This window comes from Aquimarina sp. Aq78 (assembly GCF_900299525.1).
Classification (GTDB): Bacteria; Bacteroidota; Bacteroidia; order Flavobacteriales; family Flavobacteriaceae; genus Aquimarina.
The window spans coordinates 140,819-155,278 of sequence record NZ_OMKA01000014.1; the positions used below are offsets into that span (position 1 = coordinate 140,819).

Here is a 14,460-nt window from a genome sequence, read left to right on the forward strand (position 1 = left end):
CTTGTATCTTTAAAGGAAAAAGGGAAATGTTTGCATCTTTAAAAAAGAGTTTTATATCACTATCTATTTTATTTTTTTTAATCAGTTGTACTTCCTATGCTCAGGAAAAACCTGTTCATCTAGTAGAAGAAAAGCAGAAAAAAAGAACAATCATATATGTCCAAAATGATACTGATACAAACAAGAGTGTATTCTTAAAAGTGAATCCAACCGGATATCGTAGGAGTGCGCAACGACCTATTATTAAAAACATCCCTGCCAAAGGTAAAATACAAATGCTGATCCTTATTCCATTAACAAATATTGAATCTCATTATACATATAATCTGATTGTAAATGAAGAATTAGAGACAATAGACGTAAAGCATAGTAAAAGTTTAAAAAAGAAAGATAGTATCTGAGTTATAACCACCTAAAAAGCTTGATTTACATATACGAATTCTAAGATTAAGAGGAGTATAAAAAAAATGAATCTCTATCTGGTATTGTTTAGCTTTTGTAAGTAAAAACAATCATAAAACTTATTTAATATAGAAATCTATATATTTAGGCTTAAAAATCTAATCCACTTCAATACTTTATGAATCAAACAAAACCGCCATGGTATTTTCTCTTACTGGTCATTTTAGCAGGAGAATCTGTTTTTATCCTTCCATTTGTTCTTTCACGAGTATTTAGACCAACGGTACTTGAGGTATTTAACTTAGACAATATTCAGTTAGGTGTATGTTTCTCTATTTATGGAATTGTAGCTCTAATATCCTATCTTTTTGGAGGTACATTAGCCGATAAGTTTCCCCCAAGAAAATTGATTGCAACAGCACTATGGATGACTGCTTTGGGAGGATTAATATACGCTAGTTTCCCTAACTACACAGTATTAAAAGTGCTTTATGGTTATTGGGGATTTACTACTATATTTTTATTCTGGGCTCCCATGATCAAGGCTACTCGTGTTTGGGGCGGCACTACTTCTCAAGGTAAAGCATTTGGATTTTTAGACGGTGGCCGGGGATTGGTCGGTGCTCTATTCGGAGTCTTGGGAGTATTTATTTTTTCACTATTTATTACTTCAGAAATCTCTGAAGCGACTACCGCAGAAAGCAAAGCTGCTTTTAAATATGTAATCTTAGTATCCTCTGGCCTTGTTAGTATTGTAGGAGTATTAGTTTGGCTATTTATGAAAATGGATCATACATTAGAAAAACAAATTATACTAGAGAAAATCACAATATCTCAAGTGCAAGAAGTACTACGCTTACCTTCTGTTTGGCTACTCATGATTATTATCCTATGCGCTTATGTAGGTTACAAAATTACCGATGTATTTTCACTATATGCTCAGGATGTTATGTTGTATGATCAAGTACAATCAGCCCAAGTGGGTACATTTTTGCTATTTATCCGCCCCATTATTGGAGTTTTTATTGGAATATTAGCCGACCGCTCACAAACCACCTTTTGGTTACTTATTAGCTTTATAGTTTCTTTCTTCGGAGCATTATTGTTTGCCTCTGGCATAATTTCAGATTCTGCAACAGCTTTATTTTTTATATCAATTTTAGTGGTAGCGACGGGAGTGTATGCAGCTCGTTCTTTATACTTTGCAGTAATGCAGAGAGGAAAAATCCCATTGGTTCTTACAGGAACTGCTGTTGGGATTATTTCTCTTATAGGCTATACTCCTGATATATTTGCGGGACCCGCAATGGGATACCTTCTAGAAAATTCACCTGCCCCAGAAGGGCATCAACATGTGTTTTGGATGTTAGCTTTATTTTCTTTTATTGGTGGACTAGCTGCTTGGTATTATCACAAATTGTATAGCACACAAAAAAGTAATTATAAGAAGGTTTCAAAAAATTAATTACTGATTTTTTCTCTCGCATCAAAAAGCACAAATTGATACTCACTCATTAATTATAAAACCCATATTAACTACAGCTATGTGTATCAAACGTTCTTATAACGTGTACTCGATCCCTAAGTTAAAAACTGATGTTTTTATAGAATTGTCCCTTTCAATTAAACTAAAGAAAAATCTACCATTAATCCCAAAATGATTGGATAATCTATAACCTGTCCCTACAGTTAAACCTAAATCAAATTTATCATATTCAGATGAAAAAGGTAAAACATTAATATCTTGAAACTGTTCAAAGGGGTCTTCTTTAATTTTTTGTTTACGGTCAATTATATACCCAAATTGAGGCCCCATTTCCATATAAAAATCATTCGTAAATGAATATTGTACTATAATAGGTATTATAATTGTAGACTCATTTATATTGACCTTAAAATCTGAAGCTATAGGTACTTCATTAGCCCCTCCTCTAATCTCAAAACCTTTTGCCAAAAATTTGGATCCTTGCATTGCAAAAAGTATCTCAGGTTGTATTTTTATTTTTTCATGGATGTTTATGTTTATAAACCCTCCAAAGTAGAATCCAAATTTTCTTCTATATTCAGCAACATTAATTCCTGCAATAATCACATCAGGAGTATATTTTGCATAATTCGCCCCTCCTTTCAATCCAAATTTTGAATTAACTTCTTGTCCTTTAACAGAAACTACCCATAATACAAGTACTAACCCCAATAATAAATTCCTTTTCTCCATTTTCTATTTTAATCTTATTCAATAGATATATGTCTTAAGTAACAAAAATGTTACTCCTATTAAGATATTTAATAATATCCAAAATGCATATAATTGTTGGGCATAGTGATAAAAAAACCACGATAACTATTATCGTGGTTTGTATTTATTTTAGAAATAATGTTTCTTAAAACTCTCTATTCACATCCCAGGCTTCCAGATAGTCTTTTACACGTTGTACAAACTGCCCTCCTAGCGCTCCGTTAACAACTCTGTGATCATAAGAGTGTGATAAGAACATTTTATATCGAATACCGATAAAGTCTCCTTCTGGCGTTTCAATAACAGCAGGAACCTTTCTAATCGCTCCAAGTGCTAAAATCGCTACCTGCGGCTGATTTATTATCGGTGTACCCATAATACTACCAAATGTACCAACATTAGTTACTGTATATGTACCACCTTGTATATCATCCGGTTTTAAAGCATTATTACGTGCTCTATTTGCAAGATCATTAACTGCTTTAGTCATTCCTACCAAATTCAATTGATCAGCATTCTTAATTACAGGTACAATCAAATTACCATCAGATAAAGCTGCAGCCATACCCAGGTTAATATTTTTCTTTTTGATAATAGAATCACCAGATATAGAAATATTAATCATCGGGAAATCCCTAATTGCTTTTGCAACTGCTTCCATAAAAATAGGAGTAAACGTAAGGTTCTCTCCTTCTCTCTTCATGAAATCTCCTTTTACTTTCTTTCTCCAGTTCCAGATATTGGTTACATCGGCTTCTATAAATGACTGTACATGAGCTGAAGTCTGTACAGATTCGACCATATGATGTGCAATAAGTTTACCCATTCTGGTCATTTCTATAATCTCATCTTCTCCTGATGCTACTACCGGTGCTGCTTTTGAAACCTCTTGCTTTTTAGCAGGAGCAGCTGGTTTTGCTTGTGCTTCTTCTTTTGCAGGCTGTAGTGTTGGTTGCGTTTTTATTTTTCCATTTTTGCGGTCGTCTACAAATTGTAAAATATCATTTTTGGTAACGCGACCATCTTTACCTGTTCCAGAAATAGCTTCTAATTCATTCAATGAAATATTTTCTGCTGCAGCAATATTCTTTACTAATGGAGAATAAAACTTACTACTTTCAGAAAAATCAGTTGCATTTCCTGCTACTGCTGTTTCTGTCATTTGAGTTTCTAATACTACAGCTTCTTTTGGAGTTTCCTCAACTTTAGCAGTAGTTTCTTGTGGAGTCGAATCTACAGCTCCTTCACCTTCAGTTTCTATCACAGCTATAACCTGGCCTACCTGTACTACATCATCAACATCAAAAAGTTTTTCTACCAGTACACCTTCTACCTCACTAGGTACCTCACTATCTACCTTATCAGTCGCTATTTCAACAACTGCATCATCTAATTCAATAGTATCACCAACCTCTTTTAACCAAGTTGTTATTGTTGCCTCTGCAACACTCTCACCCATTTTTGGAAGTTTCAGCTCAAATTTTGCCATATTCTTAATCAAAAGTGTTTATAAGTTATGTTTTTTGCGAATTTAATTAAAATTCAGCTTAAAAATTATTTTTTTCGTATTAAAATTTACTTAATATCTATATCTTCAAGTTTACAGATACTTCTAAATATATGCAAATCAAGGACTCTTTAATGCATTCTCAAAAGGAATTCGATTAAGTATACTTCTTCCCAAAGTAACTTCATCTGCATACTCCAGCTCATCATTAACGCCAATTCCCCGGGCAATAGTAGAGGTTTTTATAGGTATTCCTTCTAATTGTTTATACATATAGAAGTTAGTAGTATCCCCCTCCATCGTAGCGCTTAATGCAAATATTAATTCTTTTACTTCTCCAGATTTAACTTTCTCGATCAAAGAACTAATATTTAATTCTTGTGGACCGATACCATCCAATGGGCTTATCTTACCTCCTAAAACGTGATATAATCCTCTAAATTGACCTGTACTCTCTATAGCCATTACATCCCGTATATCTTCTACTACGCAAATGATTTCACGATTTCTACCTGGATTATTACAGATATCACAAATATCAGTATCACTTATACTATGACATGTAGAGCAAAATTTAATATCCCCTCGTAATGCCCCCAAAGCTTTTATCAAATGTTGGGTCTGGGTTTCTGGCTGTCTGAGTAAATGTAATACTAATCGAAGTGCTGTACGCTTTCCTATCCCTGGTAATTGAGACATTTCATAAACTGCGTTCTCTAATAATTTTGAAGAAAATTCCATAGCTCGACAAATTTAGCGTTTTTAATGGTGAACTCCGCCCAGAGTTCCACTCTTTAAACAAAAAATTATGTTTTTATATCATAATGACATTTTTTGCCCCTATAACCTTAGTAGCTAATCATAAAAGATAATTACAGAGGACAAAATGAAAGTTTTATAACGATTAAGAAAACTTGACTTAAATTTAATTTTGAGATATAAACTATGATAATCTTAACTATGCAATTAAGGCCTTTTTGTTACTTTTACTCCAAAAGTAAAAGTAATGTTAGATACTCTTTCTGAAGAAACACAGCTTATTTTAATGATCATAGTCATTGCAATCTTATTCGTAGCGGTATCCTGGAATACCAAACGAAATAAAAATAAACTGTATGATCGTGATAAACGTAATTTTAGACAGAATTATCAAAAAAAGAAAAAGAAGAAATAATTATACCCATAAAAAAAGAAATGTTACACCAGGTTTGGTTTTCTAGATCAAAAAACACACGATTATAAAATTCCAGATAAAATATATGCTAAACACAAATGGTGTAATCAAAACTATACTAAGGATGTACTTTTATTAGTTAAGTAGTTGTCATCCATTAAAACAAACTTGCAATTCAATGAAAATATATACTAAAACAGGTGATAAAGGAACCACAGCTCTTTTTGGTGGCACCAGGGTACCTAAACACCATATTCGTATTGACAGTTATGGTACTGTTGATGAACTTAATTCACATATCGGGCTTATCAGAGATCAAAAAATTGATGAACTAAGCAAAAAAATATTAATCAATATACAGGATAAACTTTTTACGGTTGGAGCTGTTTTAGCAACTGATCCTGAAAAAGCCATATTAAAAAGTGGGCAAAAACGGCTAAATATACCTACAATTTCTACAGAAGATATCGAATTGTTAGAAAAAGAAATCGATAGAATGAACGAATCTTTGCCACCAATGACACATTTTGTATTGCCTGGAGGGCATCAAACTGTGTCATTCTGTCACATTGCTCGCTGTGTATGCCGAAGAGCAGAGCGTTTAGCAACGGCACTGTATGAAATAGACCCTTTTGAAGAAACAACATTACACTACTTAAACCGACTATCTGACTATCTTTTTGTACTGGCACGAAAGTTGTCCTTCGATCTTAAGGCAGAAGAAATTGAGTGGATTCCTAAAAAGAATTCTTAAAATTAAATATCTGTTAAAATTAGTAAGGGAAACCCCCTAAAAATTCACGTTCTTATAATTATTGTTTAAATAATTAATTTTTTACTTGACTTTTTAAACTAAAAAATTATTTTTGCAAAAAATTAAACCAGTAAACATATGTATTGGACTTTAGAATTAGCATCTTATTTAAGTGATGCACCTTGGCCAGCTACAAAAGACGAGCTAATAGATTATGCAATTCGTACTGGAGCACCTCTGGAGGTTGTAGAAAATCTACAAGCAATTGAAGATGAAGGGGATTCGTATGACTCTATAGAGGAAATATGGCCTGATTATCCTACCGACGAAGATTATCTTTGGAATGAGGATGAATATTAAAAAAATGAAATAGTATTAAAAGTCTCGCAAGAGGCTTTTTTTTTGCGTAAATTATGCCACTTTATGGCTATTTACAGCTCAAGAGTATTGTATAATTATGACCACTTAGGTCCTGAGATAGTGATAGACTTCAGATATTGAGGTCAAATTTGAATGTTCCTTTATTATAGGAAACCAATTAGTTTCGTTTTGAAATTAAAATCTCATTAAACACACAACCATAAAATTATGGGAATTTTAGATTCTGTATTAAAAGTATTTGTTGGAGATAAGTCCAAAAAAGATATCAAAGAAATTCAACCAAAGGTTGAATTGATAAAACAAGCAGAAAAGGCTATTGAAGGCCTTTCTCATGATGAACTGCGTGCCAAAACTGTTGATTTTAAAAATAGAATAAATGAAGCTCGCACAGAAATCAATACCAAAATAGAAACACTTACCGAGGAAGCTAATAACACAGAAGATATCGATAGAAAAGAAGATATCTATGGTGAAATCGATAAACTAAAGGAAGAAGCGTATGAAATCACAGAAAAAGCGTTAAACGATATTCTTCCCGAAGCCTTTGCAGTTATAAAAGAAACTGCGAAGCGTTTTACGAATAACGAAACTATCGAAGTTACGGCTTCTGCCTATGATCGAGAACTTTCTGGCACCAGAGATCATATTACTCTTGATGGTGAACAAGCCATTTGGTCTACAAGTTGGGATGCTGCTGGTAAAGAAGTAAAATGGGATATGATCCATTACGATGTACAGCTTGTTGGTGGTATTACGCTACACGAAGGAAACGTAGCAGAGATGCAGACAGGAGAAGGTAAAACCCTGGTTGCAACACTCCCAGTATACCTTAATGCTTTATCTGGTAATGGTGTTCACCTAGTAACTGTAAACGACTACCTTGCTCGTCGTGATAGCGAGTGGATGGCTCCAATTTTTCAGTTTCATGGGCTTACTGTAGATTGTGTTGATAATCACAGGCCTAACTCTGCAGAACGTAGAGCAGCTTATAATGCAGATATTACTTACGGAACCAATAATGAATTTGGTTTTGATTATCTACGTGATAATATGTCTCATGCTCCAGAAGACCTAGTTCAACGCCCTCATAATTATGCAATTATAGATGAAGTAGATTCTGTATTAATTGATGATGCCCGTACGCCATTAATTATTTCTGGACCTATACCAAAAGGAGATGTACACGAATTTGATGAGTTAAAACCCAAAATTGCCGATATCGTTTCGGTACAACAAAAATATCTTACTACTGTTTTAGCTGAAGCCAAAAAACTAATTAAAGAAGGTGATGCCAAAGAGGGAGGTTTTAAATTACTACAAGTATACCGAGGAATTCCTAAGAATAAAGCTTTAATTAAGTTTTTAAGTGAGGAAGGTGTAAAAATGCTACTTCAAAAGACAGAAAACTTCTATATGCAGGATAATAACAGAGAAATGCATAAGATTGATGCAGATCTGTACTATGTAATAGAAGAGAAAAACAATCAAATAGATCTTACTGATAAAGGTGTAGATTATCTTTCAGGAAAAGATGATCCGGATTTCTTCGTACTACCACAAATTGGTATGGAAATAGCTAAAATTGAAGGTTTAGAATTATCAAAAGAAGAAGAAGCTGAAAAGAAAGAAGATCTTTTTAGAGATTATAGTGTAAAAAGCGAACGTATTCACACTTTACGTCAATTATTAAAAGCATATTCCTTATTCGAAAAGGATGTAGAATATGTTGTGATGGATAATAAAGTAAAAATTGTTGACGAGCAGACGGGTCGTATTATGGATGGGCGTCGATACAGTGATGGATTGCACCAGGCTATTGAAGCTAAAGAAAATGTAAAGATTGAAGATGCAACGCAGACTTTTGCTACGGTGACACTTCAGAACTATTTCCGTATGTACGGTAAGTTGTCTGGTATGACAGGTACTGCAGTAACAGAAGCAGGAGAGCTTTGGGAAATCTATAAATTGGATGTTATAGAAATACCAACCAACAGACCGATTGCCAGAAAAGACATGGAAGATTTGGTATACAAAACCAAACGTGAAAAATATAATGCCGTAATAGAACAAGTTACAGAGTTATCCCGTGCAGGAAGACCTGTATTAATTGGTACCACTTCTGTAGAGATTTCAGAATTATTAGGACGAATGCTTACGATTCGTAAAGTCCCACATAATGTATTGAATGCAAAGCTTCATAAAAAAGAAGCCGATATTGTTGCCGAAGCTGGTAATGCTGGTGTAGTGACTATCGCTACCAATATGGCTGGTCGTGGTACAGATATTAAATTATCAGATGAAGTAAAAGCTGCAGGAGGACTTGCAATCGTTGGTACAGAACGTCATGATTCTCGTCGTGTAGACAGACAGTTACGTGGTCGTGCTGGTCGACAAGGAGATCCAGGTAGTTCTCAGTTCTATGTATCTCTAGAAGATAACCTGATGCGTTTATTTGGTTCTGAGCGTATTGCCAAAATGATGGATAGAATGGGACTAAAAGAAGGAGAAGTAATCCAGCATTCTATGATCTCTAAATCTATCGAAAGAGCTCAGAAAAAAGTAGAAGAAAATAATTTCGGTGTTCGTAAACGATTATTAGAGTATGATGATGTAATGAATGCACAGCGTGAAGTTGTATACAAACGTCGTTATCATGCATTGTTTGGAGAGCGTCTTCGCGTTGATATTGCCAATATGATCTATGACACTGTAGAAGTGATCACAGAAGGAAATAAAGCTGCCCAGGACTTTAAAAATTTCGAGTTCGAATTGATCAGATATTTCTCTATGAGTAGTCCGATTTCTGCAGAAGAATTCGAAAAAATGGATCCTTTAAAAATTGCAGGAGAAGTTTATAAAGTTGCATATGAGCATTATCAGGATAAAATGAAACGTAATGCAGATGCCGCATATCCTGTAATCAAACAAGTATACGAAGATCCTGCCAGCAAGTATGAAAGAATCTTAGTACCATTTACAGATGGAGTAAAAAGTATAAATGTTGCTACCGATTTGCAAAAAGCATATGAGTCTGAAGGAAAACAACTTATTACCGATTTTGAAAAAAATATTACACTTGCCATTATTGATGATGCCTGGAAAACACATCTTCGCAAAATGGACGAATTAAAACAAAGTGTACAATTAGCTGTTCATGAGCAAAAAGATCCGTTATTAATCTATAAATTTGAAGCTTTTGAGTTGTTTAAAGGTATGATTGAAGAGGTTAATAAAGATGTGATTTCATTTTTATTTAAAGGAGAATTACCAACAGGTAATACTCAAGACATTTCTGAAGCTCGCCAGGTGAGAAGAAAAGAAAATCTAGAAACTTCTAAAGAAGAAATCCCTAATATGGATGAGCGTGCGGCACAAAATAAAGCTGCAGGACAAACACAAGGGAGACCTCAAGTCACTGAAACTATTGTACGAGAACAACCAAAAATCGGACGTAATGATAGAGTAACTATCAAACATGTGATGAGCGGTGAGAATAAAACAGTAAAATACAAACAAGCAATCCCACTGATCGAAAAAGGAGAATGGGTACTTGTGAATGAATAAATTTTTTTTTATATAAATACAAAAGCCGGAAGAATAAACTTCCGGCTTTTGTATTTATAACTTTTATTTTACTTCATATTCATTATAGAGCTACTTGCTCTTATTTTATATTTTTACTTTCTCATACAAATATGTTATATCATTGAATAATCGAGTAAGTTCGTTGCTCATTTTATAGATTTCCTCATCCGTAAATTTCTGATTATTCAATTTATCTCTATTTTTTTTGATCATATTCCATTGAGAAAAAGTCAATCCTATTTTTTCATCAATTTCAGGAGTATTAAACTTACAAATCAAAAATTTATTAATTGCTCCATCCAATTCATGAAAAGCATTATTAAGCATTTGATAAGAGTTTTTGTTTTTCAATTCCATTTGATTCGCGTAGTAATAAAAAGCCAATCGTTGTGAAAGCATTCGTTGTCTTCCTGATATATTTATGATGCCTTCTAATTCTAATCTGTCTTCGACTAAATAAGATTCATTTATATCATCTTTAATGCTTTGAAAAGAATTTTTAGACTCTATAATAATAGAAGATACCACTGCGTCTGAAGCTTTAAGGAGATCTGTATTTGTTTCTATTATTTTTTTTGCATTATCATAACTCGGTTGAGTTTCAATGAGTATTTTAAATTCTTTCCATATTTCATTAACTCTAGTTAACTTTTCAATAGTTCCCTTAAATTGGGTGTTCTGTAAAAGAACTCGATTTTGTTCTTCAAAAATAATCTTACTCGATAATAAATCTCTCTTCACCTTCACATCATTAGCATTATTAAGTAAATATAAATATGCTTTAGACATTTTTTGAGTAAGCATACGTTGCTTACCCGAAACATTAATAGCGTTGTTAAATGACAATGATCCATATTTATCATTTAGCTGTGCATGAAGGCTCAATGAGCTGGCATACACTAATCCTATCACAAATAAAATTAGTATTGATCTGGGGGCTTTTGTTTTGTTTTTCATCTGTATTGGTTTTAATCTTTTGTTATTTAGTTTACAATTCTCAAACAAATCATAAGAGGTTAATTTATCTTCATGATTTTTTGGGTTTTCTTATTGATTTGCTGCACAAAAATATTTCAGACTATGTTCCTTAAATATGATTTTTATCAGTCCTTAAGTGCCTCTAAATAGGTATGTCTAGGCATATCTTACTGTTTACCAGTAGTAATTTTGATTTTTATTTTGATTTTTTATTCAAAAAAATAAGATCCTGCATTAAGCTTTTTTAAAAATCTGTAGGCATAAAGAAAATAGAGTTTTTTTTGGTAAGTTGAAGTAACTATAGAAGTATGGTATATATGTTCTTCTTATGCTCAAAAGTTACTCAAACAATTTCTACTCATCCAAAAAATATCATGTACGATATAAAGTAGTAAACACAGGTATTTAAAATGGATTCTCCGCTATCAGTTAATCGTGATTCATCAAGCATAAACCTAAGATAAGTCATCTAACAATCAATTGATTTTTTATAGAAATCAAAAATTTCAACATTAACAACATTACTAGTTAACCGTAAAAAATATGCGTATTTGCCTTTTAAAATACTGGTAGGTACTAGTTTGATAATCACCTTCATAACTATACATTTAACCAAAATTTAATAATTCATTAACAAACACAAATTTTAACTAATCATGAAAACACAAACTCATTTTAAAAGAAACTACCTAAACATAAGGCATCTGGTCATATGTTTTTTATTGTTCTCTTGTTGGCAAATTAACGCTCAAACTACTGAGCCTAATATGTGTAAAATGGAAGAACAAATGCAAAAATTGTATCAGGCAGATCCTGCTGCAAAAAAAGAAATTCAGGCATTAAGACAAAGTGCTGCTCGAATGAAAAGCAGTCAAAATCCTAAATCCTATGTAATACCAGTCGTATTTCATGTATTTGGAACTGAGTTTAACAGTGGAAGTACTGTTAACAAAGCGATTATTGAGGAAGCTTTACGGAAAACCAATGAGGATTTTCAAGGGCTTAATGCAGATTATAGTACTATTGATGCTCCTTTCGATGCTATCAAACAACCTCTGGATGTGACATTTAAACTCGCACAACTAGATCCTAATGGTAATCCTACTACAGGTGTTATATTCTATGATAAAGCTTCGGGAATGGGGAACTATAACTCTCCTGTAGTAGCAAAAGTCGCTTGGGATAATTACAAATATTGCAATGTATATATCACCAGAGATTTATATGATGATGGGGATTTCTTTAATTCAGGTGTAGCATGGTATCCTAATACCACCATGTCTGCTGCCAATATTGCCCGAGTAGTATATAACGGAAGTTATTTGGGAAATAATACTAATGAGAATTTCAGATCAGTACTAACTCACGAATTTGGGCATTATTTTGACTTACCGCATACCTTCGATAAAGGAGTTTGTAATAATGACCCTAATGATGGAGATGGTGTTGCTGACACTCCTTCACACAAAAAGAGTTCTTCAAGAACCAACTGTACGGTTCTAAAAAATTGCCTGAATCAGGAAATCAATAGTGAGAACTTTATGGATTATACAGATTGTTATAAAATGTTTACACAAGGGCAAGTTACCCGAATGGTTAATGCAATAGATAATTCTCCTACCCGAAACACATTATGGACAAATACCAATCTAACTGCTACTGGTTTGGCTTCTGATTTGGGTGCTCGTATCGCTACTTCTGGAGCAATATTTGAAGAACGTTACCTTAATGATGGGATTGTAGAAAGTACTATTGATATTACTTGTGTGGACTGTTCTTTTACAAAAAACTCTGGAGATATGGTGCTTAATACCGATTATACCGTAACCAATCTACCAGCTGGTTTAACTCCAAGAATTGTAATTAACAATGCTACTTCTGCAACCATACATCTGGATAATACTGCTTCTAGTCATAATCTTGCCAATTCTGTAGCTAATCTTTCTTTTACTTTCCTTAATCCAATAGTAACTGGTGGAGTAACACAACTATATAAAAATAGTATCGACAATCTAAAAGTGAACTTTAATGATGTGTATACAGAATACTGTAATGTAAATATATCATATGCTGTATATGCACACATTACTAATGTAGAATTTGATGGTAGAACAAATCCATCAGGGTATGTTAACGGAATCTCTAATTATGCAAAGAGCCTTATATACCCTGCTAAACAAGGACAATCTTACCCTTTAACAATTACAACTAACAAAGGTAATGGTGGTGCTGGTGATAATTTAAGAATTCAAGGGTGGTTTGACTGGAATAATAATTTCATCTATGAGGATAATGAATTAATAATTTCCCATGCATATGCCAACAGTAGTGTTGATGCCAATGGTGATTACAAATACACTACCAATATTATTATCCCTGCAGATGCTGTTTTAGGAAATACAGCTTTTAGAATTCTGGCACACTACGTACAAAATAACGATGGTGATACAGCATGTAGTCGTATTGATAGTGGTGAATCCGAAGATTACGGATTAAATATTATAGATCAAAATGCTACTTTTTCTATGGAATTTTCGGGAACTCCTACTGCTGTTAATTTCTCACAAGGTGTAGCTTTCTCTGATCTTACCGTAACCGATAATGGAGATTCTATTACCTCATGGTTATGGACATTTGAAGGAGGACAACCTGCTACTTCTACTGATAAAAGTCCTTCTAATATCATATTCCCCGAAGGTGGAACTTATGATGTAAGCCTAAAAGTGACAACTGCCAATGGAATAAATAAAACACTTACAAAAACAGATTACATCACCGCTGCATTAAACTATTGCGATAGTGGACCTAAATTTGGAGGTTATTTCAATGTAAATCACGTTACTTTAAGTACAATAGATCATGCTCCTCTCAAAAGTAGAGCAGGTGATTATTATGATACTGTATTTACAACTCTAGAAACGGGAAAAACCTATCCTATTACTATTAAAACAGAACGTGGTAATGGCGGAACTAGTGATGTGAATAGAGTACGGGTATGGGCAGATTGGAATTTTGACAGTGTATTTTCTGATAATGAACTAGTGGCCACCCAGGTTGTAAATTATGCAGATTACACCAATGATGAATATTCTTTTACAACCAATATTACTGTACCAAACAATGCTGCTGTAGGTAAAAAAGTAGGATTAAGGGTAATTGGTCATTTTGTAGACGGTACTGATGGAGATACCGCTTGCGGTTCATATGATAGTGGAAATACAGCAGATTATGGGATTATAATTTCAGAAACAACATCTTCTTGTGACGATGGTATCCAAAATGGTGATGAGACAGGAATTGACTGTGGTGGATCTTGTACACCTTGTAATGTATGTGATTCTAATGGAAAAAGCGTATCAGACGAATATATCAGTAGAGTGCAATTAGGAACAATTGATAATACATCTACTGGTTCTACTGGAGGCTATGGAGATTACACT

Annotated in this window: 11 protein-coding genes; 7 read left to right on the forward strand and 4 right to left on the reverse strand. The window is 33.5% G+C overall.

All coding sequences use genetic code 11. The features are described 5' to 3' along the window. Positions 1–26 precede the first annotated feature (26 nt). The gene (locus DG435_RS09725) at positions 27–401 is read left to right on the forward strand and encodes a hypothetical protein (RefSeq protein ID WP_106794641.1); all 375 of its coding nucleotides are present in this window, start codon (positions 27–29) and stop codon (positions 399–401) included. Between the two features lie 179 nt (positions 402–580). Then, on the forward strand, positions 581–1,867 hold the full coding sequence (locus DG435_RS09730) for an MFS transporter (RefSeq protein WP_106794640.1): 1,287 nt from the start codon (positions 581–583) through the stop codon (positions 1,865–1,867). A 96-nt stretch (positions 1,868–1,963) separates the two neighbouring features. Here DG435_RS09730 and DG435_RS09735 read toward each other — a convergent pair whose 3' ends face one another. The 3 genes from DG435_RS09735 to recR all read right to left on the reverse strand — a co-directional run bounded on the left by DG435_RS09735 (position 1,964) and on the right by recR (position 4,889). Then, positions 1,964–2,620, reverse strand: a complete 657-nt coding sequence (locus DG435_RS09735; RefSeq protein WP_106794639.1) for a porin family protein — start codon at positions 2,618–2,620, stop codon at positions 1,964–1,966. Positions 2,621–2,786: 166 nt separating this feature from the next. Next, the gene (locus DG435_RS09740) at positions 2,787–4,130 is read right to left on the reverse strand and encodes a dihydrolipoamide acetyltransferase family protein (protein WP_106794638.1); all 1,344 of its coding nucleotides are present in this window, start codon (positions 4,128–4,130) and stop codon (positions 2,787–2,789) included. A 138-nt stretch (positions 4,131–4,268) separates the two neighbouring features. Continuing rightward, positions 4,269–4,889 (reverse strand): recombination mediator RecR, encoded by a 621-nt coding sequence (gene recR, locus DG435_RS09745; RefSeq protein WP_106794637.1) that lies wholly within the window; start codon positions 4,887–4,889, stop codon positions 4,269–4,271. A 265-nt stretch (positions 4,890–5,154) separates the two neighbouring features. Here recR and DG435_RS25840 point away from each other — a divergent pair, with 265 nt between their 5' ends. From DG435_RS25840 to secA, 4 genes are all read left to right on the forward strand, one after another. Continuing rightward, on the forward strand, positions 5,155–5,322 hold the full coding sequence (locus DG435_RS25840) for a hypothetical protein (protein WP_167549788.1): 168 nt from the start codon (positions 5,155–5,157) through the stop codon (positions 5,320–5,322). Between the two features lie 178 nt (positions 5,323–5,500). Then, positions 5,501–6,076: a cob(I)yrinic acid a,c-diamide adenosyltransferase gene (locus DG435_RS09750; protein WP_106794636.1), complete on the forward strand. Its 576-nt coding sequence runs from the start codon at positions 5,501–5,503 to the stop codon at positions 6,074–6,076. A 138-nt stretch (positions 6,077–6,214) separates the two neighbouring features. Beyond that, positions 6,215–6,436: a DUF2795 domain-containing protein gene (locus DG435_RS09755; protein ID WP_008272287.1), complete on the forward strand. Its 222-nt coding sequence runs from the start codon at positions 6,215–6,217 to the stop codon at positions 6,434–6,436. A gap of 228 nt (positions 6,437–6,664) precedes the next feature. Beyond that, positions 6,665–10,021: a preprotein translocase subunit SecA gene (gene secA / locus DG435_RS09760; protein WP_106794635.1), complete on the forward strand. Its 3,357-nt coding sequence runs from the start codon at positions 6,665–6,667 to the stop codon at positions 10,019–10,021. A 105-nt stretch (positions 10,022–10,126) separates the two neighbouring features. Here secA and DG435_RS09765 read toward each other — a convergent pair whose 3' ends face one another. Further along, the gene (locus DG435_RS09765) at positions 10,127–10,999 is read right to left on the reverse strand and encodes a type IV pili methyl-accepting chemotaxis transducer N-terminal domain-containing protein (RefSeq protein ID WP_106794634.1); all 873 of its coding nucleotides are present in this window, start codon (positions 10,997–10,999) and stop codon (positions 10,127–10,129) included. 677 nt (positions 11,000–11,676) lie between these two features. Between DG435_RS09765 and DG435_RS25510 the strand changes: the two genes are divergently transcribed. Further along, on the forward strand, positions 11,677–14,460 hold a 2,784-nt coding region (locus tag DG435_RS25510), incomplete at its 3' end, for a M43 family zinc metalloprotease (RefSeq protein ID WP_159098257.1).

Coding starts and splice junctions, on each gene's coding strand:
- DG435_RS09735 (WP_106794639.1), bottom strand. CDS start 2,620: ATGGAGAAAAGGAATTTATTATTGGGGTTAGTACTTGTATTATGGGTA.
- DG435_RS09765 (WP_106794634.1), bottom strand. CDS start 10,999: ATGAAAAACAAAACAAAAGCCCCCAGATCAATACTAATTTTATTTGTG.
- DG435_RS25840 (WP_167549788.1), top strand. CDS start 5,155: ATGTTAGATACTCTTTCTGAAGAAACACAGCTTATTTTAATGATCATA.
- DG435_RS09740 (WP_106794638.1), bottom strand. CDS start 4,130: ATGGCAAAATTTGAGCTGAAACTTCCAAAAATGGGTGAGAGTGTTGCA.
- recR (WP_106794637.1), bottom strand. CDS start 4,889: ATGGAATTTTCTTCAAAATTATTAGAGAACGCAGTTTATGAAATGTCT.
- DG435_RS09730 (WP_106794640.1), top strand. CDS start 581: ATGAATCAAACAAAACCGCCATGGTATTTTCTCTTACTGGTCATTTTA.
- DG435_RS09750 (WP_106794636.1), top strand. CDS start 5,501: ATGAAAATATATACTAAAACAGGTGATAAAGGAACCACAGCTCTTTTT.
- DG435_RS09725 (WP_106794641.1), top strand. CDS start 27: ATGTTTGCATCTTTAAAAAAGAGTTTTATATCACTATCTATTTTATTT.
- secA (WP_106794635.1), top strand. CDS start 6,665: ATGGGAATTTTAGATTCTGTATTAAAAGTATTTGTTGGAGATAAGTCC.
- DG435_RS09755 (WP_008272287.1), top strand. CDS start 6,215: ATGTATTGGACTTTAGAATTAGCATCTTATTTAAGTGATGCACCTTGG.